This window comes from Phycicoccus sp. 3266 (assembly GCF_031456495.1).
GTDB lineage: Bacteria > Actinomycetota > Actinomycetes > Actinomycetales > Dermatophilaceae > Pedococcus.
In genome coordinates this window covers 352570-375715 of record NZ_JAVDUW010000003.1, presented here as the reverse complement: position 1 = coordinate 375715, position 23146 = coordinate 352570, and the positions used below count along the sequence as shown (strand labels likewise).

Genomic DNA, 23146 nt, shown 5'->3' with positions numbered 1-23146 from the left:
CCCGCTCCCCACAGGAGGAACCATGTCGACCACCCCCACCACGTCGCACCCCATCGTCGTGGGGGTCGACGAGAGCGCGCAGAGCCGGCTGGCCCTCGACTGGGCGATCGACGAGGCCCGGCGGCGTGACCTGCCCCTCGAGCTCGTCCACGCACGCCCGATGCCGCTGCGCGGACCCGCGGTCGAGACCGCGTTCACCCGGCCAGGCGTCGACGGCGTCCTCGAGGACGCCGTGGCTCGCGTGCACTCCTTGGCGCCCCACGCGTCCGTGGCGACGTCCGGCGCACACGGCGCAGCGGCGCCGATGCTGGTCGACGCCTCCCGCGACGCCACGATGCTCGTCGTGGGCGCACGCGGCCGCGGTGCCCTGCGGAGCGCGATGCTCGGCTCGACCTCGCTCGACGTGGCGGCGCACGCGCACAGCCCGGTGGTCGTCGTGCGCGAGCTGTCGCAGGCCCTGCCGGACCGTCCCGGGGTCGTCGTCGGCATCGACGGCTCCCCCATCAGCGAGGGCGCGCTCGGGGAGGCGTTCCGCCAGGCCGACGCCCGCGGGCTGCCGCTCACTGTGGTGCACGCCTGGTTCCTGGACTACGCGGGCACCGGCCTGGCCGTGCTCGCCACCGACGCCCAGGTCACCGAGCTCGCCCAGGAGGAGCGGTCGGTGGCCGACGACGCCGTGGCGCGGTGGTCCGCGAGGTACCCCGGCGTCACCGTCCGCGAGCACGTCCTGAACGCCCACCCCGTGCAGGCACTCGTCGACCACTCCAAGGGCGCCGAGCTCCTCGTCGTGGGCACCCGGGGCCGTGGCGGTTTCGGTGGGCTGGTCCTGGGCTCGGTGAGCCAGGGCGTCCTGCACCACGCGCACTGCCCGGTGATGGTGGTGCGCTCCCAGCCCGAGACGGTCCCGTCCCAGGCCCCGGCCGTGTCCGCCGCGGGGACGCAGGCGGTGACGCCATGACCACCGACCAGGCCCGACCCTCCGGCGCCCGTCGACCCGGCGTCGACGTCCCGACCGACCACACCGGCCTGCGGGTGCTCGACCTCGACGAGTGCCTCGAGCTGGTGGCCTCGGTGCCGGTGGGGCGGATCGCGTTCGAGCTCGACGGCGAGATCACGGTGCTGCCGGTGGCGCACCTCGTCGACGGCGTGGACGTCTGCTTCAGGACCGCCGGCAGCTCCAAGATCCAGGCCGCGGTCGACCGCGAGCGGGTCGGCTACGAGGCCGATGCGTTCGACCCGGCGACCCGGACCGGCTGGAGCGTGCTCGTCCAGGGCGTGGCGACCATCGTGGAGGAGGAGGCGGAGGTGCGCCGGCTCGACCAGCGCGCGCCGGCCCTGTGGGTGCCCGTCCAGCCCGAGGCGATGACCTGGGTGCGGGTGCGGGCCCAGTCCGTCAGCGGGCGCTCGGTCGGCTGACCGCGCCGAGGTCGCCCGCGGTTGACCCCGGCGCGAGGTGACCCGCGCCGAGGTGTGGGCGGCCTCAGCCGTGGGAGCCGGGGCTCGTGGACCCGTTGTGGTTGAGCCCCTGCCCGGCGACGTAGACCGCGGCCTGGGTCCGGCGCTCCATGCCGAGCTTGCCCAGGACCGACGTGACGTAGTTCTTGACCGTCTTCTCCGCCAGGGAGAGACGTTCGCCGATCTGCCGGTTCGTCAGGCCCTCGCCGACGCACTCGAGGATCCGGCGTTCCTGCGGGGTGAGGCTGGCCAGCCGCGGGTCGGTCGGTTGCTGGTGGCCCCACTGGGCCCGCAGCCGCTCGACCACAGCCGCGTCGAGCAGCGTCTCGCCGGCCGCGACCCGGCGGATCGAGGCAACCAGGTCGCTGCCGTGGACGTCCTTGAGGACGTAGCCGGCCGCCCCCGCCGTGACGGCGGCGGTCAGGGCCTCCTCGTCGTCGTAGGACGTGAGGATGAGGCCGGCGATCGAGGGGTCGACCGAGCGGACGTCACGGCACACGTCGATGCCGGAGCCGTCGGGCAGCCTCGCGTCGAGCACCATCACCGAGGGACGCAGGGCCGGGATGCGCCGAGCGGCCTCCTGCGCACTGCCCGACTCGCCCACGACGAGGAGGTCCTCCTCGACCTCCAGCAGCTCACGCAGCCCGCGCCGCACCACCTCGTGGTCGTCGAGCAGGTACACGCCGATCTTCACAGCACCACCTCCGGTCGGCCCCAGCCTAGGACGTCAGGGCCGCCCACGTGGTGGTTCACCACCAACCCTGCCGCACGACGGCGACCGGGACCCTGGCCGCGCGCACGACGGCGTGGGACACCGAGCCGAGCGCGAGCCCTGCGAAACCGCCCTGGCCGCGGCTGCCGACCACGAGCAGGCCGGCGTCCCGCGCACTCGCGACGAGGACGTCCACCGCGTGTCCACGGACGGCCGAGCCCGTCACCTGAAGACCCGGGTGCCGGCGCTGCACGTGCTCGACGGCAGCGGCCACGTCCTGGCGGGCGACGTCCTGACGCACCGCGTCCTGCTGCATGCGGACCGCTCCGGCCGTGGCAGCGCGCGGCACCGGGGTCGGGAGCCAGGCCGTCACCACCCGCAGCCGCCGGTCACGGGCGAGCGCGAGCTGGGCGGCCAGCTCGAGCGCCGTCCGTGAGGCCCGCGAGCCATCGACCCCGGCGACCACGTCGCCGACGTCGTACCGGTGGCTCAGCTCGGTGCCCTCGGGCACGAGGACGACGGGGCAGCGGGCGTGCAGCGTCACGCCGAACGACACCGAGCCCAGGGCGGCCACACCGCGCAGCCGTGGCGCCCCCACCACCAGGAGGGCCGCAGAGGCGGACCGGGCGACGAGCTCACCTGCCGCGCTACCCGAGGCACCCACGACTCGCGCCGGTCTGCCGTCCGGCGCCGCCCGGTGGGCCACCTCAGCGCCGCGGCGGGCCAGCTCGCGACCGACGCGTGCCAGCTCCGTGAGCTCGGTGTGCCCACCGTCGACCGCCCCGGGGTCGACCGCGCACACGACGGTCAGGGTCGAGCGCAGCCGCGCCGCCTCCAGGGCGGCCCACCGGACGGCAGCGTCCGCGGCGGGTGTCGCGTCGTACCCGACGACGACCTCACGTCCGACCAGGTCCGGGAGGTCGTCCACGGCGGTGGTCTGTTGCCCTCGTGCTGCGAGGGGCGTGACATCCATGCGGCCCACGGTGACCGGCGCCACATCCGGCCGCACAGGGGCCAAAGTCCCCCGCTCCGCCGTGCCGGCGAAGGCGGGTCTCCCGGGACCCGGGTCAGCCGTCGGCGAGGGGGACCGACCAGACGAGCTCGGTGCCACCGTCCTCGGGAGCCCCGATCACGAGCTGCCCCCCGCGCGTGGTGGCGCGCCGGGCGAGGTTGTCCAGGCCCGAGCGCCGTGTCCCGGGCTGCACGCCCCGGCCGTTGTCGCGCACCTCCACGCGCAGCCCGTCGCCGGCCTCCACGAGAACCGAGACGACGCTGGCCCCGGCGTGCCGTGCGGCGTTGCTCAGGGCCTCGCGCACGACGGCCAGCAGGTCGGCCGCCAGCTGGTCCGGCACGTCGACGAGGCTCCCCCGCACGGTGAGCGTCGGCGCGAAGCCGAGGGTGACGACGGCGTTCTCGCACAGGGTGGTGATCTCGGAGGCGAGGCTGCGCGAGTCCGGCGACCGGTGCAGCGCGAAGATCGTGTGCCGGATGTCCTTGATGACGGCATCGACCTCGTCGACGGCGGCCTCCACCCGTTCGCGAGCGGCCGGCTCGGTGAGCTGCCGACCCACCGACTGCAGGGACAGCCCGGTGGCGAAGAGCCGCTGGATGACGTGGTCGTGCATGTCGCGCGCGATACGGTCGCGGTCCTCGAGCATGTCCATCCGCCCGCGCTCGTGCTGCGCCTGCGCGGCGGTGAGGCCGACGCCGAGCCGCTGGGCGAAGTCGAGCAGCGCCGCCGTGAAGCCGTTGACGGTGGAGACGTCCTGGACCGCCAGCACGCCGAGTGGCTCCGCCCCGGCGCCCAGGGACAGGAGCACCAGCCCCGCGCCCGCCTCGCGCACGCCCTGCGAGGGCATCGCGAGGGCGGCGCGCCAGTCGGCGTCCTCGACGACGGTCCCCACGGCCGGGGCACCGTCCCCCGCCGCGGCGGCGACGACAAGGTCGCTCCCCCGCGGGACGGCGATCGCGCAGCTCGTGGCGTCGGTGAGCTCCAGCACGTACCGTGTCGCGACCGCGAGGACGTCGTCCTGCGCGCGCCCCTGCAGCAGGGCCGACACGAGGTCGCGGGTCGCCTCACCCCACCTGTGCTGCATGACGCTGCGGTTGTACAGCCGGGCGTTGTCGATGGCGACCCCCGCGGCGGCGGCGAGGGCGGTGAGGATGACCTCGTCGTCGGGCGAGAACTCGTCACCGGACCGCTTGTCGGTCATGTAGAGGTTGCCGAACACCTCGTTGCGGATGCGGATCGGCGTGCCCAGGAAGCTGGTCATCACCGGGTGGTTGTCGGGGAAGCCGTAGGACTCCGGGTGCTCGTTGATGCGCGGCACGCGCTGCGGGTGCGGGCTGTGGATGAGCAGCCCCAGCAGGCCACGGCCGTGTGGGAGCGGCCCGATCCGCTCACGGTCCTCGTCGCTGATCCCGTGCGTCACGAACTCGACCAGCTCGTCGCCCTCGGGGCCGAGGACACCGAGCGCGCCGTAGCGCGCCCCGACGAGGTGGCAGGCCGACTCCACGATGCGGCGCAGGACGGTCGAGAGCTCGAGGTCCGAGCTCACCGCCACGACGGCGTCGAGCAGCGCCGAGAGCCTCTCCTGGGCCGCCCGGGCGCTGCCCGCGCGGGCGCGCAGCTCGTCGAGCAGGTCGTCCAGCTCCAGGGTCGAGAGCCGGAACATGCTGCCCGGCCCGCCCCCGTCGGTCGTCTCGTCGGCTGCCACGCGCCCCATGCTAGGAGGCAGGGGCTCGGTCAGGCGTCGCTCCGCACATCACGGGGCGTCGGGTCCACCACGACCGAGCGCACGCCGGGAGCGGTGGAGGCGATGGCGGCGGCCACCCGCGCCGCACTCTCGGACTCCAGGCCGGACAGCGTCACGACCCCGCGCCGGACCTCCACCGTGCACCCCTCACCGGCGACCGCCGCGATGTCGTGGACCACCTGGGACCAGATCTCGGCGTCCGCCCTTCCGAGGACGCGGATGACGTCGCTGCGGCTGACGATGCCGCACAGGGCCCCGTGCTCGTCCACGACCGGCATGCTCTTCCAGCCGGTGTCCGCCATGACGGCAGCGACCTCGGACACGTCCGCCCCGCGGTGGACCGTCACGGGGTCCGGCGTCATCACGGCGTCGACGTACCGGGGCCACGCCGCCTCCTCCGGCGGTGTCGGGGCGAGCGGGCGCAGGTGCGCCCTGGTGTCCGCCGCGAGGTGCAGGCGCAGGACGTCGGCCTCGCTGAGGATCCCCACGACCAGCCCGCTCCGGTCGACGACCGGCAGCGCGGAGACACCCCGGTCCGCCAGCAGCCGCACCGCGGCGTCGAGCGGGCACTCGGTGTCGACGGCGACGACGTTCGTGGTCATGAGCTCACTGACGAGCACGGCTCCTCCTCACGCCACCGGTCGGGACCCCGGTCGGCACGACCATGCTCCGCTCCCACCGCGAGCGACCTCAGGGTCGAAGGTCCCTGCGCCCGTTGCGCCACGTGCCGGACCGCCTAGATTGGAGGCGGAGGCGCGGGACCGCTCGCGCCTCGACCACGTAGCAGCGAAGGAGCACAGCATGGCCACCACCCGCACCGCCGCAGCCCACTGGGAGGGGTCCCTCATGGAGGGCTCCGGCGAGGTCACCCTCACGTCCTCCAACATCGGGACGTATGCCGTGTCGTGGCCGTCGCGCGCGGAGAAGGCGAACGGGAAGACCAGCCCCGAGGAGCTCATCGCCGCCGCGCACTCGACCTGCTACTCCATGGCGCTCTCGCACGCGCTGGCGCAGGCCGGGACGCCCCCGACCACCATCGACACGACGGCCGAGGTGACGTTCCAGCCCGGCACCGGGATCACGGGCATCGCGCTGTCCGTCGTGGGCGCCGTCCCGGGGATCACCGCCGAGGACTTCGAGAAGGCCGCCCAGGACGCCAAGGAGAACTGCCCGGTCAGCGCCGCCCTCAAGGCCGTTCCGATCACGCTGGAGACGTCCTTCTCCGGCTGACCCCCGCCGTACCGGCCCGGCCCGGCTGCCCGAGGGGCCGCCCGACACCACGTCGGCGGCCCCTCGCGCGCACTCCGGCGCAGGGACAGCAGCCCCCGCTCCGTACGATGCGGGCATGCGCCGCGTGGTCCGTCTCGCCCCGGCGGCGCTCCTGGCGGTCGCCGTCTCGCTCACGGCCTGCAGCACCGGCTCCCCCTCAGGCGAGGGTGGCACTGCGTCCGGCACCACGGCATACCCGCGCCTGTCCCGGCCCTGCCCGGCACCGGCCGCGCGACCGCCTGCGGTGACCGTCGCGCAGCTGAACCGCGTCGTCGCCGGGCTCGACCTGCCGCTGTGGCAGGCCGGTGACATCGGCGCCAGCGCCCGGCTGCCCGACGGGCGGCTCGTCTGGGTCTTCGGCGACACGGTGCGCGCACCGGACGTGCAACCGCGCATCGTGGCCAACTCGATGCTCGTCACCGCCGGGCTCTGCACGTCGCAGGTCGAGGTCGCGGGCCGGGGGGCGGTCATCCCGGACCGGTCCGACGGCGTCGTCCACTGGCCGATGTCGGTCGCCGTCGTGCCCCGGGGCGGCGAAGCGTCCCTCGTCGTCATCTCCGCGCGGATCCGCCGGGGCGTCGGCGGGCTCGACTTCACCTACCTCGGCAGCACCGCCACCGTGTTCCGGCTGCCCGCCGGCGGCGCCCCCACGGCGGCCTACCAGCTCGACATCACCCCCGACTCCCCCGAGACCACGCAGGTCAACTGGGGCTCGGCGATGACGGTCCACGACGGCTGGATCTACGTCTACGGCACCCGGCTGCCCAGCAGGACGGCCTTCGGCCGGGCGCTCTACGTCGCCCGCGCCCCGGCCGACGACGCCCGGGACCGCGGCACCTGGCGGTTCTGGGACGGTCGCGCGTGGGTCGCCGACGCGGACCGTGCGGCCGTGGTCCTGCCCGCCGAGGGCGGGGTGTCGCAGACGCTGTCGGTCGACGTCCTCGACTCTCACTTCGTCGTGGTGAGCAAGCGGGACGGAGACCTCGGGAGCACGGTCTACGCCTGGCACGCCCCCGGCCCGACCGGCCCGTGGACGGCGATCCGGGGCGTGCACGCGGCGTTCCAGGACCCTGACGGCAACCTGCGGTACGCGCCCCTCGCCCACCCCGGCATCCGGCTCGCCGACGGACGGCTGCTCATCTCCATCTCGCGCAACACGACCGACTTCGGCCGGCTGCTCGCCCAGCCCCGGCTCGGCCGCCCCGTCTTCGCCGAGATCCACCGCCCCTGAGCCTCCCGGCTGGATGACCCCCCTCCGGCGGACCGACCCGTCGGACGGACCGACCCGTCGGACGGACTGACCTCTCGGGCGGACCTGCCTCAGCCGAACGGCTCGGACCGGCGCGCGCCCGTCGGCACGGCCCCGGCCCACCGGCATACTCCTGCTGCGCACTTCCCCCCAGTCGCAGGAGGATCGGCACGTGGCCGTCGGCACCGCTGGCGTCGTCGGGTGGTACCGCGGACTGCCCCCACGGGCGAGGTACGCGCTGACCGCCGGCGTCGCCCTGGCCCTGGTCCTCGTCCTCATGACCTCGTCCGTGGGGCTCGCCCCGGCAGGGTCGCGGGTCGCTGCGTGGTGGCCCGCCGCGGGGCTGTCGGTCGCGCTCGTGCTGTGGGCCCGGTCGTGGTGGCGCTGGGTCGTGGTCGCGCTGCTGACCCTGGTCTCGCTGGCGGCCAACGTCCTGGGCGGCAGACCCCTGTCGGTGGCGTCCGGGTTCGCGCTCGCGAACTCCGCCGAGGCCGTCACCGTCGCGCTGCTGCTCCTGCGCTCGGGCGACCCGCGACGTGCCCTGGCGTCGATGGTGGGGCTGTTCCACCTCGTTCGCGCGGTGGCCGCGGGGGCGCTGGTCATCGGCGTGGGCGCCGGCCTCACGGTGGCCCTCACCGAGACTGGCGACCCCTTCGCGGCCGGCCGTGCCGCCGCCGCGTCGCACGGCGCCGCCGTGCTCATCGTGCTGCCGTGGTTCCTCGGGGTCGCCGAGGGCGCGCGTCGTTCGAGGCTCGAGCGGGTGGCCCAGTGGTCGGCGGTGCTGCTGGTGCCGGCGCTGGTCTTCGCTCCCCCGCAGAGCCTTCCCCTGGCATTCGTGCCGTTCGTGCCGCTCATGTGGGGTGCGGTGCGGATGGACCAGCGCACGGTGTTCGTGCAGCTGCTCGCGACCGGCCTGCTGGCCACCGTCCTGACCACCACCGGTGGGGGGGCCTTCGGGCACCTGGGGCAGTCACACTCGCCCGAGGTCGTCACCGCCCTCGTCCAGGCGTTCCTCGTCTGCAGCGCGCTCCTGGTGCTGCCGCTGTCCGTCGCTGTCGTGCAGCGGCAGGAGACGCTGGCCGCGCTGACCCGCAGCGAGGCGCTCTACCGCCACGCCTTCAACAGCGCACTGCTCGGCATGCTCCTGCTGCGCCGGCACGGCGACGTCCTCGTCGTCGAGGAGGTCAACGGGGTGGCCCTGCGGCTGCTCACCGGCAGCGACGGCCGCGACGAGGACGCCGTCGTCGGCTCGCGCTGGGGCGACTTCTTCCTCGGCGACGAGGTGCCCGCCGATGCCTGCCGCGACGACGCGGGCGAGGCCCGGGCCTGGCACGGCGAGGCCCGCGTGGCAGCCGGCCCGCGACCGTGGGTGCAGGTCAGCCTCTCGCCGCTCGTCGAGCACTCCGAGGACCTGTTCACCGCCCAGCTCGTCGACGTCACCGGGCGCCGCGAGGCGGAGGACCACCTGCGGGCCGCCCTGGACGCCGAGCGCGTGGCCAACGAGCAGCTCACCGAGCTCGACCGCGCCAAGAGCGACTTCGTCACCAACATCAGCCACGAGCTGCGCACGCCCATCACCAGCGTGATCGGGTATGCCGAGATGCTCGCCTCCGGCGAGGCCGGTGACCTCGACCGCGTGCAGCTGTCGATGGTGGAGAAGGTGCAGCGCAACGCCACCCGCCTGCTCGCCCTCATCGAGGACGTGCTGGCCGTGTCCCGCGTGGACGCCGGCAGCTTCACCCTCACCCTCGAGGAGGTCAACCTGCGGGCCGTCGTGTGGCAGGCCTGCGAGGTGCTCGACACCCAGGCCCGCGACGCGGGGGTCACGGTCCGGGTGGCCCTGCCGCACGGCCCGGTCCAGGTCGTGGGCGACAAGGCCCAGCTCGAGCGGGCCCTCATCAACCTCGTGTCGAACGCCGTGAAGTTCACGCCGGCCGGTGGCGAGGTGACCGTGCGCGTCCGGCGCGCCGCCGACGCCGTCACCATCGCCGTGGAGGACACGGGCATGGGGGTGCCCGAGGACGAGGCGCACCGGCTGTTCGAGCGGTTCTTCCGGTCCAGCACGGCACAGGTCAACGCCGTCCAGGGCACCGGCATCGGCCTCACCCTCGTCGCCTCCATCGCGCACGCCCACCACGGCGAAGTCGGCTACGAGCCACGCCCTGGGGGCGGCTCGGTCTTCTCCGTGACGCTGCCCCACGGCACCCTGCCGCAGCAGCGGGAGGTGGAGCCGGCCGCCGTCACCGCCGGCTGGTGACCCGCGTCGCCCGGTGAGGGACACGCCCCGGAAACCCGGGGCGCCCCGCCGGCGGGTCGGCATAGGTTTGGCGCCATGGACGCTGCCGACCGCCACGACGTCATCCGGGTGCACGGCGCCCGGGAGAACAACCTCAAGGACGTCGACGTCGAGCTGCCCAAGCGGCGGCTGACCGTGTTCACCGGGGTGTCCGGCTCCGGCAAGAGCTCGCTGGTGTTCGGCACGATCGCCGCGGAGTCGCAGCGGCTCATCAACGAGACCTACAGCGCGTTCGTCCAGGGGTTCATGCCGACGCTGTCGCGTCCCGACGTCGACCGGCTCGAAGGACTCACGACGGCGATCATCGTCGACCAGGAGCGGATGGGCGCCAACCCCCGGTCGACCGTCGGCACGGCGACCGACGCGAACGCCATGCTGCGGATCCTGTTCTCGCGCATCGGGAAGCCGCACATCGGTCCGCCGACGGCCTTCGCCTTCAACGTCCCGACCCGCACGGCGAGCGGCGTGCTGCGCACGGACCGGGGCCAGGGTGAGAAGACGTTCGTGCGCGACGTCGTCTACCAGGGCGGCATGTGCGCCCGGTGCGAAGGCATGGGCTCGGTCAGCGACTTCGACCTCACCGCCATCTACGACGCCGACCGGTCACTCGCCGACGGGGCGCTCCTCGTCCCGGGATACAGCATGGACGGCTGGTACGGCCGGATCTTCGCCGGCGCCGGGCTGCCCATGGACAAGCCGATCGGGAAGTACACCGACAAGCAGCTGCACAAGCTGCTGTACGGCCAGCCGGAGAAGATCCGGGTCGAGGGCGTCAACCTCACCTACGAGGGTGTCCTGACCAAGGTCCAGAAGTCGATGCTGTCCAAGGACGTCGAGGCCATGCAGCCGCACGTCCGCAGGTTCGTCGAGCGTGCCGTCACCTTCACGACCTGCCCCGACTGCGACGGCACCCGCCTGTCCGCGGAGGCCCGGTCCGCGAAGATCAAGGGCCGGAACATCGCCGAGCTGTGCTCGATGCAGATCACCGACCTCGCCGACTGGCTGCGGGACCTGCACGAGCCCACGGTGGCACCGCTGCTGGCCGGCCTGCAGGACCTGCTCGACGCCTTCGCCGAGATCGGCCTCGGGTACCTCTCGCTCGACCGTCCCGCCGGCACTCTGTCCGGCGGGGAGGCGCAGCGCACCAAGATGATCCGGCACCTCGGGTCCTCGCTGACGGACGTGACGTACGTCTTCGACGAGCCGACGATCGGCCTGCACCCGCACGACATCGAGCGCATGAACACCCTGCTCGTCCAGCTGCGCGACAAGGGCAACACGGTGCTGGTCGTGGAGCACAAGCCCGAGACGATCGGCATCGCCGACCACGTCGTCGACCTCGGCCCCGGTGCCGGGACCGCCGGCGGCAGCGTGTGCTTCGAGGGCACCGTCGAGGGCCTGCGTGCCTCGGACACCGTCACCGGCCGCCACCTCGACGACCGGGCCACCCTCAAGGAGTCGGTGCGCCCCGGGAAGGGTGCGTTGGAGGTCCGGGGCGCCTCGACCCACAACCTGCGCGACGTCTCGGTCGACATCCCGCTCGGCGTGCTCTGCGTGCTGACCGGGGTCGCCGGGTCGGGCAAGAGCTCGCTCGTCCAGGGGTCGGTCGCCGGGCGGGACGGCGTCGTCGTGGTCGACCAGGGCGCGATCAAGGGCTCCCGGCGCAGCAACCCCGCGACCTACACCGGACTGCTGGAGCCGGTGCGCAAGGCGTTCGCCAAGGCCAACGGGGTCAAGCCCGCGCTGTTCAGCTCTAACTCCGAGGGCGCCTGCCCGGCGTGCAACGGCGCCGGCGTCATCTTCACCGACCTCGGCGTCATGGCGACGGTCGAGTCGGTCTGCGAGGAGTGCGAGGGCCGCCGCTTCCAGGCCGCGGTGCTGGAGTACACGCTCGCCGGCAGGAACATCGCCGAGGTGCTGGCGATGCCGGTGACCGAGGCGGAGCAGTTCTTCGCCGACGGGCCGGCCCGCACACCCGCCGCCCACGCCGTGCTCGACAGGCTCCGCGACGTCGGCCTGGGCTACCTCACCCTCGGCCAGCCGCTCACCACCCTCTCCGGCGGCGAGCGGCAGCGGCTCAAGCTCGCGACGCAGATGGGCGACAAGGGCGACGTCTACGTCCTCGACGAGCCCACGACCGGGCTGCACCTCGCCGACGTCCAGCAGCTGCTCGGCCTGCTGGACCGGCTCGTGGACTCGGGCCGCTCGGTGCTCGTCATCGAGCACCACCAGGCCGTGATGGCGCACGCCGACTGGATCATCGACCTCGGTCCGGGAGCCGGCCACGACGGTGGACGCGTCGTGTTCGAGGGCACGCCGGCCGACCTCGTCGCCGCCCGGGAGACGCTCACCGGCAAGCACCTCGCGGCATACGTCGGCGCCTGACCTGGCGCCGACGGACCGCGCGGCGCCGACGGACCGCGCGCGGACACGACGAACCGGGCGCGGCGCACCGCGGTGCCCGACCCCGGCCGGCGGGACCTCCGGCCCTGTCGGGGTCTCCGCTGCGCGCCCACGCTGGAGCCTCCGACGAGGAAGGACATCCGGACATGAACAGCTACGGCTTGGGCGGCAGGGTCGCCGTCGTCACCGGCGGGGCCTCGGGCATCGGCCGCGCCTGCGCCCACGTGTTGGCCCGCTCGGGCGCCGACGTCTCGGTATGGGACCGCGACCGGGCAGCCATCGACCTCGTGCTCAAGGAGCTCGAGGCGTACGACTTCCGCAGCCACGGGGCGGTCGTCGACGTGTCGGACGCCGCCGCGGTCGACGCGGCCATGGACGAGGTGCGCGAGGCGCTCGGGCACGTCGACATCGCCGTCTGCAACGCGGGCATCGGGGGCGCGGCCGCGACCAGTGGCGACTACACCGACGAGCAGTGGCACGAGGTCATCCGGGTGAACCTCGACGGCGTGTTCTACACCCAGCGAGCGGCGATCCGGGCGATGAAGGCGTCGGGCCGCGGCGGCTCGATCATCAACATGGCCTCGATCCTGGGCGCTGTCGGCTTCCCCACGGCGAGCGCGTACACGGCCGCCAAGCACGGGGTCGTCGGGCTCACCCAGGTTGCCGCGTGGGAGCACGCCGCCGACCACATCCGGGTCAACGCGGTCGGACCCGGCTTCATCCGGACGCCACTGGTCGAGGCCCACCTCGACGCTGCGGCGCTGGAGTCGCTGGCCGCCCAGCACGCCCTGCAGCGGATCGGCGAGCCCGAGGAGGTCGCCGAGCTCGTGGCCTGGCTCGCCAGCGACGGTGCGTCCTTCGCGACCGGCACGTACTACCCGATCGACGGCGGGTTCCTCGCCCGCTGACACCCCGGCTCCCGGGGCCCGTGCCGGTACTGACACCCACGGGCCCCGGAGAACTGCCGCCGCAGCGTCGTCGCGTCGCCGGCAGAGCCCGCCGTGCCACGGAACGCGACGCGGACCCCGGACTGCCCCTCTCGCAAGGGACCTTCGCCCCTCCCGGGGCGCGTCCGCGGGCCGGAGGCTTGGGACAGGAAGGGAGTTCTGATGACCACGCACGTCACCCCCCAGTTCGCCCCCGTCGTCGTCCTCGCGCCGGTGGTCGTGGGCGTCGACGCCGACGACCCCGTGCAGGCCGTCCTCGACACAGCGGTCGACCTGGCCTCCGAGCTGGCCCACCCGCTCCACGTCGTCAACGCGACCGGCGTAGGCATCGTCCCGTGGACCCCGGAGATGGTCGGGCGCCAGGAGGCCCGGACCGAGGCGGTCCGCGCGAGCCTCGAGGCGCGCAGTCGGGTCCCGGTCACCGGCGAGACGATGTACACGAGCCCGGCCAAGGCGCTCGTCGACGCCAGTCACGACGCCGCCCTTGTCGTCGTCGGGGCCGGTCGGCTCGGCACCGTGTCCGCGGCGGTGCTGGGCGCCACAACCTCGCAGGTCGCCGCGCATGCCGAGTGCCCCGTCCTCGTCGTGCCCCACGAGGGGCTGCTGCGGCACGACGGACCGGTGGTCGTCGGCGTGGACATCGACCCGCACAGCGAGCCGGCCCTCGAGTACGCCTTCGCCGAGGCGGCCAGGCGTTCCGTGCCGCTGGTGGCGGTCCACTCGTGGTGGTGGGAGTCGCCGGACGCGTTCATGTCCGGCCACGAGTGGGAGGACGACTTCGGTGCCGTCGCCGACACCCAGCACCGGCAGCTGGCGGAGATGCTCGCCGGCTGGCAGGACAAGTACCCCGACGTCCAGGTACGCACCGAGGTCGTGCGCGGCCAGGCCGTCTCGACCCTGTGCGACGAGGCGCAGGGTGCACAGCTGCTCGTCGTCGGCAGCCGCGGCCGTGGCGGGTTCCGCGGCCTGCTGCTCGGGTCGGTGAGCACCCGGCTGCTGCACCAGAGTCCGTGCCCCGTCGCCGTGGTTCCCTCGTTCCCACGCCCCGCCCGGGACCTGAGGGGGCGGTCATGACCTCCACGGCCCACCGCGCCTCCGTTGGAGAGGCAGACCCGGCCACCGGCTCCGAGGTCGTCGTCGCCCTCACCAACGACGAGTCTGCGCGTCGCGTCGCCGAGGCGGGCGTACGCCTGGCGCACGAGCTCGGCGCCTCCGTCCGCTTCGTGCACGTGCTGCCCGAGAAGCTCGACGTCCAGGAGCGCTCCGACGCCGACCAGCCCACGTTCGCGGCGGCCATGGCGGCGCTGCGAAGGGCCGGACCGCACGCCCGCGCGACCTTCGAGTCCACGACGGGTGACCCCGTACAGCTCCTGGTCGCCCGCTGCGCGGAGGCCCGGATGCTCGTCATCGGCCCCGACATGGAGGGCGGGGTCGTGGGCGCGCTCTGCCGCCAGCACGTCACCTGCCCGGTCCACGAGGTGACCCCGTGAACGCCGCCCCGGCCCCGGTCGTGGTCGGCCTGGACCTCTCGGCCACCAGCGAGCTGGCGGTCGACTGGGGTGCCGCAGAGGCCGAGTTGCGCGGCTGCGCCCTCGAGCTGGTCCACGTGGCGCCTCCCACCGCGTTGCCGGCTGTCGTGGTCTCGGACACCGACAACCCCCACGTCTACGGAGACACCCCGCCGCTGACCCTGCCGCACTCGCGCTGCGAGGCGGTCGGCGCGAGGGTCCGGCAGGCCCACCCCTCGCTGGAGGTCGTGGTGCGCGTCGTCCCTGGCGCTGACCCTGCCCACACCCTGGTGGAGGAGTCGCGCCACGCCGCGGTCCTCGCCCTCGGCGCGCGTGGGCTCGGAGCCCTGCGCGGGATGGTGCTGGGTTCGGTGTCCAAGGCGGTGACCGAGCACGCCCACGCACCGGTCGTCGTCGTCCGCCACGCGGCCTCGACCACGATCCCGGACCCGCGGGTGGTCGTCGGAGTCGACGGCAGCGAGGTCTCCGCGCCGGCCCTGCGGTTCGCGTTCGAGGAGGCCCGCCGACGGCGCGTGGGTGTCACCGCCGTCCACACCTGGCAGCCCGACGTGAGGACGCCGTCCACCGAGTGGTGGCCGGCCGACCCCATCCGGGACGAGGCGGACGAGCGCGCGGTCGCGTCGGAGGCGATCGCCGGGTTCCGCGAGGAGTTCCCGGACGTCGACGTGCGCGTGCACGTGACGGAACAGGACGCCGTGGCCGAGCTTGTCAGGCTCAGCTCCGGTGCCGGACTGCTCGTGGTCGGCTCCCGCGGACGCGGCCCGGTCGCCAGCGCCGTCCTGGGCTCGGTGTCGGCGACGGTCCTGCGCAAGGCGCACTGCCCCGTCGCCGTCGTCCACCCCGAGGCCGGCTCACGCCAGGTCGAGGGCTCGGCCGGCTCGGCAAGTACCACTGCAAGCACCGGTCGGGGCTAACAGGTCGTTGCTAACAGGTCGTTCCTCATCAATGCCAGTTGCCCAACACGCTGAACAGCTCCGACATTGCAGGTTTGGCCACAACGCTGCGCCGGGACCTCTTGTCGAGGCAGTGGAGCACACTCGGGTTGCCCAGCCTTGTGCCGCCCTCAGCAACTCGGCTCACACGGCATACGCGCACGTATGTGCGGCGCGGCGCCTGGTCCCGCCGCGGCGGGCGGGTGTCAGCCGGTGGAGGCGTGCGACCGGGTCGGCACCGCCAGGACGGACGGGGGCACCACCAGGACGTCGCACGGTGGGTCGTCCAGGACGCTGCGGGCGATGGACCCCCGGACGAGCCCGGCCAGCGTCCCGCCGCCACGGGTCCCGACGACGAGCAGGTCGGTCTCCTCAGGTTCACCGTGCAGCAGCTCCTCGGGCGGCTCCCGGACCACCTCGACCTCCGCGGCCACGTCGGCGCACGTCGCATCAGCCCGGATGGCCTCCCACACCGCGTGCTGCACCTCGGCGACGTCACCGCGACCCGGCACGCTGGTCAGCACGCGCAGCACGACACCGCGGACGACGGCCTCCTCGGCGGCCAGGCTGAGCAGGTGGGCGGGGTCGGTGCCCGGGCGGAAGCCCACCAGCACCTTCGGCACCGGGACCGCGCCGGTCCTGGTCCTGAGCTTCCTGGTGCCGCGGCTGGTGGCCGTCACGAGCACAGGGCGCGGGATCTGGCGCATGAGCCCCTCGCTCACGGACCCGAGCGAGAAGGCGGACTGGCCGCCCGCGCCGTGGCCCCCGACCACGAGGCGCGAGGCCCGTGCCGCGACGGAGCGCAGGACCGGGTCCTCGAGGTCCGTCAGCACCACGGCCTCGACGGAGACGGTGGGATCGGTCGCGTGCGCGAGCTCGACCGCCTGGGTCGCCGTGGCCACGCCGCGGCCGCGGGCCGCGTCCTGTGCCGACCGGTGACCGCCGAGGCTGCTGTCGTGGGGGCGCGAGACGGCGACGACGACGAGGGACTCCCCGTGCAGGGCCGCGAGCCGGGTCGCCGCCCGCACGGCCGCCTGCGACTCCCAGGAGCCGTCGCTCCCGACGACCACTGCCGGCTGCTGCATGCCTGTCATGTCTTCCCGCTGTCGGTTGGAGGGACCTGTCGGTCCCACGGTGGCCGAGCCGGCGCTCGCGTCGTCAGGGCCCAAGGTCCCTGTCGAGCCCCTCCGCCCGCCGGGACGATCGCGACATGACCACACCGCTGCTCGTCCCCTTCACGCACGGAGAACGAGGCATGGCCGACCTCCTCGGGGGCAAGGGCGCCAACCTCGCCGAGATGACGCGGCTGGGCCTGCCGGTCCCGCACGGGTTCACGATCACGACGGAGGCGTGCCGGGCCTACCTGCGCACGGGCCGGAGCCCCGAGGAGCTCGACGGCCTGGTGCGGGCAGCGGTGGTCGGGCTCGAGCGCTCCACCGGGCGCGCGTTCGGCGAGGGCGACCAGCCCCTGCTGGTGTCCGTCCGCTCCGGTGCGCGGTTCTCGATGCCCGGGATGATGGAGACCGTCCTGGACGTGGGGCTCACCGACGTCGTCGTGGAGCAGCTCGTCCGGCGTCGGGACCCGCGGTTCGTCTGGGACTGCTACCGGCGCCTCGTCGAGATGTACGGCCGGACGGTGCTCGATGCCCCCGCGACGCTGTTCGACGCCGCGCGAGCGGAGGTGCTCACGGCCCGCGGGGTGGCCTCGACCGCAGAGCTCGACGCCGAGGGCCTGCAGGCACTCGTGCGTCGACACCGGCGGGCCCTCGTCGCGGAGATGGGCCAGGACCTGCCGCAGGACCCGTGGCTGCAGCTGACGAGCTCGATCGACGCCGTCTTCAGGTCGTGGAACAGTCCTCGTGCACGGCTCTACAGGAGCCACGAGGGCATACCCGACGACCTCGGCACGGCGGTCACGGTGATGCAGATGGTCTACGGCAACACCGGTCCGCGCTCCGGATCCGGCGTCTGCTTCAGCCGAAACCCCGCGACGGGCGATGCCACCCCCTACGGCGACTACCTCGCCGACGCCCAGGGCGAGGACGTCGTCAACGGCAGCCGGGCGACCGTCCCCCTGGCCCGCCTCGCCGACCTCGAGCCGACCGCCCACCGCGAGCTGCTGTCGCACCTCTCGACGCTCGAGAAGCACTACCGCGACCTGTGCGACGTCGAGTTCACCGTCGAGGACGGCCACCTGTGGATGCTGCAGACCCGCGTCGGCAAGCGCAGCCCCGCAGCGGCCTTCGTCATGGCCGCGGACATGGCCGAGGAGGGGCTGATCTCCGAGGACGAGGCCCTCGTCCGGGTCGAGGGGCACCAGCTCGAGTCGCTGCTGCACGCCCGGTTCGACGTCCCCGAGGGCACCTCGCCGCTGGTGACCGGGTTGCCGGCCAGCCCGGGAGCCGGGGCCGGTGCTGCGGTGTTCGACTCGCAGACCGCGGTGGCGCGTCGCGCGGCAGGCGAGGACGTCGTGCTCTTCCGCACCGAGACCAGCGCCGAGGACCTCGACGGCATCCTCGCCTCCGTCGCCGTCGTGACCGCCCACGGCGGCCTGGCCTCGCACGCCGCCGTGGTCGCCCGTGGCTTCGGGCGCACCTGCGTCACCGGCGTCTCCGACCTCGTCGTGGACGAGGCGGCGCGCGAGGCGCGCACCCCCTCCGGGCACGTCGTCCGCGAGGGCGACCCCGTCTCCGTCGACGGCACCTCGGGCCGTGTGTATGCCGGTGCGCTGGCCGTGCGACCCAGCCCGGTCGCCGGGGGGCTGGCGACCGGTGGCACCACCTCGTCCGAGAGCCCGTCCAGCGCGGGGACGACCGACGACGAGGTCGTGCTGCGTGCCGTGCGCCGCCTGCTCGCGCACGCTGACGAGCGGGCCACGGTGGCCGTGCGGGTCAACGCAGAGACCGCGCCGGAGGCAGCGCAGGCACGAACGGCAGGCGCCACGGGCATCGGCCTGTGCCGCACGGAGCACATGCTCCTGGGTGACCGGCGCGAGCTGGTCGAGCACGTCGTCCTCGGCCACGACGCGGACGCTGCCCTCGCCCGGATCGAGGCGCTGGCGCTCGCCGACTTCACCGAGCTGCTCCGGGCCATGGACGGGCTGCCCGTCGTCGTCCGGCTCCTCGACCCGCCGCTGCACGAGTTCCTGCCGGACCCCGAGGACCTCGCGGTCGAGGTGGCCCGTCTCGAGGCGTCCGGTCGGCCAGTCCCCGCCGCCCTGCACACCCGCCTGGCTGCCACCCGCCGCTGGGCCGAGGCGAACCCCATGCTCGGCCTGCGCGGCGTGCGGCTGCTGACGGTCCACCCCGAGCTCGTCGACGCGCACGTCCGTGCGCTCGTCACCGCCGCCGCGCGACTGGCCCACGAGGGCCTCGACCCGCGTCCCGAGGTGATGGTGCCCCTGGTCAGCGACGTGGCCGAGCTCGCCGCTGCCCGCGAGCACATCCTCGAGGTCGCCGACCAGACAGCGCGCGACCTCGGCTCGGACCGTCCGGCACCGCGCGTCGGGGTCATGATCGAGCTGCCCCGTGCGGCCCTCACCGCCGGTGACCTCGCCGGGCTGGCGGAGTTCTTCTCCTTCGGCACCAACGACCTCACCCAGACCACCTGGGGCATGTCCCGTGACGACGCGCAGGCGAGCTTCCTCACCAGCTACGCGACCAGCGGCCTGCTGCCCGAGGACCCGTTCGTCACCCTGGACCAGCGCGGTGTGGGCGAGCTGGTGCGCATCGCCGTGGAGCGCGGGCGTGCGGCCCGGCCCGGGCTCGAGCTCGGTGTCTGCGGCGAGCACGCCGGCGACCCCGCCTCGATCCGATTCCTCACGGGCTGCGGCGTCGACTACGTGTCGTGCTCGCCGCCACGGGTTCCGGTGGCGCGGCTCGAGGTCGGCCGGGCGGCGGTCCTCCAGCAGGGCGTCACGGCCAGCGACAGCCGCTGAGCCCTCGGTGCGGGGACCCCATCCCAGCCCTCGAAGAAGTGCCCCATCTCCGCGGTGCCGTGGAAGGTTCCCCCGGCTGAGGAAGACTGGGCACTTCTCGGGCGGGAGTGGCGACGGTCACGGGGCGGACGTCTCGAGGGACCGCAGGGCCCGCTCCAGCGTCTCGGCCTTCGAGCCCTCCCCCGTCGGCACCTCCACCGCCTCGGGCCACGGGTCGGCGGCAGCCGTGAGCCGTCGGCCGATCGCCAGGTCGGCGTCGCTGTGCTCGTCCGGCACGTCCGCGCGCCGGAGCAGCCTGCGTTCCAGCTCCTCGGGCGTGGCCGTGCAGACCAACGCCGCGACCGGCGTCGACGTGGCCTCGCCGACCCGCCGGAAGAGGTCGCGCTGGGCGACGGAGGAGAAGGACGCGTCGACCACCACGGTCTCCCCGAGGCCGAGCAGCACCCTCGCGCGGTGAGCCAGCGACGCATACGTGCGCTCCGTCGCCTCGCGCGTGTAGATGCCCTCGCCGAACGCGGCCGGGGCGTGCGCCGTGGGGTCCAAGCCCATGAGGGCCTTGCGCTCGGGGTCGCTGGCCATGAGGACCGCGCCGAGCCGGTCCGCGAGCCCGGAGGACAGCGTGGACTTCCCCGATCCGGGGCCACCGCCGACGAGCACCAGCCGCACGCGCCCCCGCAGCAGGTGGGCGAGCCCGATGTCGATCAGCTGTCGCCCCTCGTCCGCGTCGGCGCCCGAGGGCTGGTCCTGGGCGCCGGCCCTGATCGTCGCCACCTTGGCCCGCATGACGGCGCGGTAGGCCGTGTAGTGGTGGCGCAGCGCGGGCGGCTGGCGCCGGCCCGAGAACTCCTCGTAGTCGTGGAGGAACTGCTGCCCCGCGCCGGGGTCCCCGAGCCGCTCGAGGTCGGTCGCGAGACAGGCCGCGTCGTCGAGCACGTCCATCCAGCGCAGCTCGTCGGCGAAGTCGAGGCAGTCCAGGGCCCTCGGCCCGTCCTCGAGGCAGAACACGTCGTCGGCGAGCAGGTCGCCGTGGCCGTCGCGTACCAGGCCCGCGTGGATCCTGCTCTGCAGCAACGGCTCTCGCCCTGCCACGAACTCGAGCGCCAGCTGCTCGACGCGGTCGAGGAGCTCCGGCGGCACCGTGTCGACGGGGTGGTCGCGCAGCCCACGGACGTTGTCCACCCACCGGCCCCGCAGGGCGTCCGGCGTGCCGCACGCGTCGACGGCGGGCCCGCTGCGCGCCGTCGAGTGGAAGGCGGCCAGGTCTCGGGCGAGCTGGCGCAGCGGCACCGCGACGTCGACGCCGGCCCGCACCAGCGTGGCCAGGCGCCGGTCCTCGGGCATGCGCCGCATCACCAGGAGGTGGTCGCAGACCGTGCCGTCGGGGTCGCGGACCTCCAGCGTGCCGAGGTAGACGTCGGGCGCCGTCCTGCGGTTGAGCTTCAGCTCACGGGAGACCGCCGCCCTGCGCGAGGCCAGGGTGGTGAAGTCGAGGAACCCGAGGTCCACCGGCTTCTTCACCTTGTACGCCCGGTCGCCGAGCAGCACCACGACGGCCGAGTGGGTCTCCCTCACGTCCGCCCCCCAGCCACCCCGGGCAGGGGCCACGTTCGCGGGTGCCTGCTCGCTCCCCACGTCGCACCTCCTCGCCGGACCGGCCGGCCCGGAGGGCACGTCCGGAGCGGTCTCGCGGCACCACCAGCCTCTCGGGGTGGATCGTCCGGGAACCGGGCCGAAGGTCCCTTTTCGGCGGCACCGGGCAGACGCCACCCTTCTGGGTGCGCGAAGCGCGCCCGCTCCAGGCTCCCCTCGCTCGACAGCCCCCACTCTGGTAGGACTCCATGACAGAACGCTCCGCAGGCTCCGCACTCGACGGCAGGTTGGACAAGGGGGTCGCACCCGTGCCACCGAACCAGCGCCTCGCGGCCCGGATGCTCGTCCTCGCCACGGTCGGCTTCGCGGTGAACTTCTGGGCCTGGGCGCTGCTGAGCCCCCTCGGCCCACGCTTCAAGGACGTCCTGGCGCTCAGCTCGGGACAGCAGGCGCTGCTCGTGGCGGTCCCCGTCATCGTGGGCTCGCTCGGGCGCATCCCGGTGGGCGCGCTCACCGACCGGCTCGGTGGCCGGCTGATGTTCCCGGTGGTGTCGGTCGCGACCATCGTGCCCGTCCTGTACCTCGGCCTTGCCGGGCAGCACTCGTTCGCCGGGCTGCTCGTCGGCGGGTTCTTCCTCGGCATCGGTGGCACCACGTTCGCCATCGGGGTCCCGTTCGTGAATGCCTGGTTCCCGCCGGAGCGGCGTGGCTTCGCCATCGGGGTCTTCGGGGCGGGCATGGGCGGCACCGCGATCAGCGCGCTCACGACGGTCAAGCTGGTCAAGGGGGTGGGTGAGGCCGCCCCCTTCCTCATCACCGCGGCCGCCCTTGCGGTGTATGCCGTCGTGGCGTGGCTCCTGCTGCGCGACGCACCCGGCCGCGTGGTCCCGACGACCGGCGTCGGGACCCGGCTCGCGGCGGCGGCCCGCCTGCCGATCGCCTGGCAGGCGTGCATCCTCTACGCCGTCGCCTTCGGCGGGTACGTCGCCTTCTCGGTGTACCTGCCCGCCTACCTCAAGACGGCATACGGGCTCGAGCAGGCGGACGCGGCCAACCGCATGGCCGGTTTCGTCCTCGTGGCCGTCGTGATGCGGCCGGTGGGCGGCTGGCTCGCCGACCGGTTCGGCGCGGTGCCCGTCCTCGCGGGCGTCTTCGGGGTCGTCGCCGCGGGTGCGGCCGTCCAGGCGGCCACCCCGGACCTCGCCCCGGTGGGCACGGCCGCGTTCCTCGTCATGGCGGCGGCGCTCGGGGCCGGCAGCGGCGCGACCTTCGCCCTCGTCGCCCGGACCGCGCCGGCCGCGCAGGTCGGCTCGGTGACCGGGCTGGTGGGTGCCGCAGGTGGCCTCGGCGGCTTCGTCCCGCCGCTGGTCATGAGCAGCGTCTACGACAGCACCGGGTCCTACGGCATCGGCCTGGTCCTGCTCGCCCTGGTCGCCGTCGGCTGCCTGCTGCTGACCCTGACCCTGGTGCGTGGCACCGCCCGCCGCAAGGGAGTGCGGGCCGCCAGTGTGTGAGTACTGCGGCTGCCAGGACATCGCGGCCATCGCCGAGCTCACCCGCGAGCACGACGCCGTCGTCGCCGAGATCGCCCGGGTCCGGGTGTGCGTGCGGGACGGTGACGTCGACGGCGCCGCGGCCATGGCGCGGCGGATCGCGCGGATCCTCCGGCCGCACACCGAGGTCGAGGAGCACGGGCTGTTCCCACACCTCGCGCCCGAGTTCCCCGGCCACGTCGCCGGGCTGGAGCGCGAGCACCGCGAGATCGAGGCGGTGCTCGTCCGCGCGGCGCACGGCACTCCGCCGGACCCGCGGTGGCCGGCCGAGCTCCTGGCGGCCATGGAGCGCCTGCGCGACCACATCCTCAAGGAGCAGGACGGCCTCTTTCCCGCCTCGCTGTCGATCCTCGACGCGGACGCCTGGGCGTCGGTCGAGACCGCCCGCGTCGTGGCGGGCTCCGCCCTCGAGCCGGAACCGCACAGCCACGACCACGCACATCACCACCCGCACGACGAGGACCAGCACGACCAGCACGCCACCGCCCACCAGCACGCCTGACGAGCCCAGCAGGAGG

General features: G+C 74.1%; 19 protein-coding genes. 13 read left to right on the top strand and 6 right to left on the bottom strand.

Annotated elements, in window-relative coordinates; translation table 11 throughout:
* Positions 1-22: 22 nt before the first annotated feature.
* Positions 23-958 carry a universal stress protein gene (locus J2X64_RS16145; RefSeq protein ID WP_310156719.1) on the top strand — a complete coding sequence of 312 codons (936 nt, stop codon included), beginning with the start codon at positions 23-25 and terminating at the stop codon, positions 956-958.
* Positions 955-1416, top strand: a complete 462-nt coding sequence (locus J2X64_RS16140) for a pyridoxamine 5'-phosphate oxidase family protein (protein WP_310156717.1) — start codon at positions 955-957, stop codon at positions 1414-1416. The genes J2X64_RS16145 and J2X64_RS16140 overlap by 4 nt, the downstream gene beginning before the upstream one ends.
* Positions 1417-1480: 64 nt before the next feature.
* Here J2X64_RS16140 and J2X64_RS16135 read toward each other — a convergent pair whose 3' ends face one another.
* The 4 genes from J2X64_RS16135 to J2X64_RS16120 form a co-directional block, all read right to left on the bottom strand.
* Positions 1481-2149, bottom strand: a complete 669-nt coding sequence (locus J2X64_RS16135) for a response regulator transcription factor (RefSeq protein WP_310156715.1) — start codon at positions 2147-2149, stop codon at positions 1481-1483.
* Positions 2150-2204: 55 nt separating this feature from the next.
* Positions 2205-3140 (bottom strand): universal stress protein, encoded by a 936-nt coding sequence (locus J2X64_RS16130; RefSeq protein WP_310156713.1) that lies wholly within the window; start codon positions 3138-3140, stop codon positions 2205-2207.
* A 94-nt stretch (positions 3141-3234) separates the two neighbouring features.
* Positions 3235-4884, bottom strand: coding sequence for a GAF domain-containing protein (locus J2X64_RS16125; RefSeq protein ID WP_310156711.1), 1650 nt, complete (start codon positions 4882-4884; stop codon positions 3235-3237).
* Between the two features lie 29 nt (positions 4885-4913).
* Positions 4914-5543: a CBS domain-containing protein gene (locus J2X64_RS16120; RefSeq protein WP_310156708.1), complete on the bottom strand. Its 630-nt coding sequence runs from the start codon at positions 5541-5543 to the stop codon at positions 4914-4916.
* Positions 5544-5724: 181 nt separating this feature from the next.
* On the opposite strand from J2X64_RS16120, the gene J2X64_RS16115 reads away from it, so the two are divergent.
* The 8 genes from J2X64_RS16115 (at position 5725) to J2X64_RS16080 (ending at position 15530) form a co-directional block, all read left to right on the top strand.
* Positions 5725-6153, top strand: a complete 429-nt coding sequence (locus J2X64_RS16115; protein WP_310156706.1) for an OsmC family protein — start codon at positions 5725-5727, stop codon at positions 6151-6153.
* 115 nt (positions 6154-6268) lie between these two features.
* Positions 6269-7423 (top strand): DUF4185 domain-containing protein, encoded by a 1155-nt coding sequence (locus J2X64_RS16110; protein ID WP_310156704.1) that lies wholly within the window; start codon positions 6269-6271, stop codon positions 7421-7423.
* 190 nt (positions 7424-7613) lie between these two features.
* Positions 7614-9698 carry an ATP-binding protein gene (locus J2X64_RS16105; protein WP_310156702.1) on the top strand — a complete coding sequence of 695 codons (2085 nt, stop codon included), beginning with the start codon at positions 7614-7616 and terminating at the stop codon, positions 9696-9698.
* A 75-nt stretch (positions 9699-9773) separates the two neighbouring features.
* Positions 9774-12122, top strand: a complete 2349-nt coding sequence (locus J2X64_RS16100; protein WP_310156701.1) for an excinuclease ABC subunit UvrA — start codon at positions 9774-9776, stop codon at positions 12120-12122.
* Between the two features lie 164 nt (positions 12123-12286).
* Complete coding sequence (locus J2X64_RS16095) at positions 12287-13048, top strand: SDR family NAD(P)-dependent oxidoreductase (protein WP_310156699.1); 762 nt, start codon at positions 12287-12289, stop codon at positions 13046-13048.
* Positions 13049-13249: 201 nt separating this feature from the next.
* The gene (locus J2X64_RS16090) at positions 13250-14161 is read left to right on the top strand and encodes a universal stress protein (RefSeq protein WP_310156697.1); all 912 of its coding nucleotides are present in this window, start codon (positions 13250-13252) and stop codon (positions 14159-14161) included.
* Complete coding sequence (locus J2X64_RS16085; RefSeq protein WP_310156695.1) at positions 14158-14577, top strand: universal stress protein; 420 nt, start codon at positions 14158-14160, stop codon at positions 14575-14577. The genes J2X64_RS16090 and J2X64_RS16085 overlap by 4 nt, the downstream gene beginning before the upstream one ends.
* Positions 14574-15530, top strand: coding sequence for a universal stress protein (locus J2X64_RS16080; RefSeq protein WP_310156693.1), 957 nt, complete (start codon positions 14574-14576; stop codon positions 15528-15530). The genes J2X64_RS16085 and J2X64_RS16080 overlap by 4 nt, the downstream gene beginning before the upstream one ends.
* Before the next feature lie 224 nt (positions 15531-15754).
* On the opposite strand, the gene J2X64_RS16075 is transcribed toward J2X64_RS16080, so the two are convergent.
* Positions 15755-16642 carry a universal stress protein gene (locus tag J2X64_RS16075; protein WP_310156691.1) on the bottom strand — a complete coding sequence of 296 codons (888 nt, stop codon included), beginning with the start codon at positions 16640-16642 and terminating at the stop codon, positions 15755-15757.
* A 116-nt stretch (positions 16643-16758) separates the two neighbouring features.
* Here J2X64_RS16075 and ppdK point away from each other — a divergent pair, with 116 nt between their 5' ends.
* The gene (ppdK, locus tag J2X64_RS16070; RefSeq protein ID WP_310156689.1) at positions 16759-19485 is read left to right on the top strand and encodes a pyruvate, phosphate dikinase; all 2727 of its coding nucleotides are present in this window, start codon (positions 16759-16761) and stop codon (positions 19483-19485) included.
* A gap of 117 nt (positions 19486-19602) precedes the next feature.
* On the opposite strand, the gene J2X64_RS16065 is transcribed toward ppdK, so the two are convergent.
* The gene (locus J2X64_RS16065; RefSeq protein ID WP_310156687.1) at positions 19603-21057 is read right to left on the bottom strand and encodes an AAA family ATPase; all 1455 of its coding nucleotides are present in this window, start codon (positions 21055-21057) and stop codon (positions 19603-19605) included.
* 326 nt (positions 21058-21383) lie between these two features.
* Between J2X64_RS16065 and J2X64_RS16060 the strand changes: the two genes are divergently transcribed.
* Together J2X64_RS16060 and J2X64_RS16055 are read left to right on the top strand one after the other, a co-directional pair.
* Positions 21384-22589, top strand: coding sequence for an MFS transporter (locus J2X64_RS16060; RefSeq protein ID WP_310156685.1), 1206 nt, complete (start codon positions 21384-21386; stop codon positions 22587-22589).
* Positions 22582-23130, top strand: a complete 549-nt coding sequence (locus J2X64_RS16055; RefSeq protein ID WP_310156683.1) for a hemerythrin domain-containing protein — start codon at positions 22582-22584, stop codon at positions 23128-23130. The genes J2X64_RS16060 and J2X64_RS16055 overlap by 8 nt, the downstream gene beginning before the upstream one ends.
* The last annotated feature ends 16 nt before the right edge of the window (positions 23131-23146 follow it).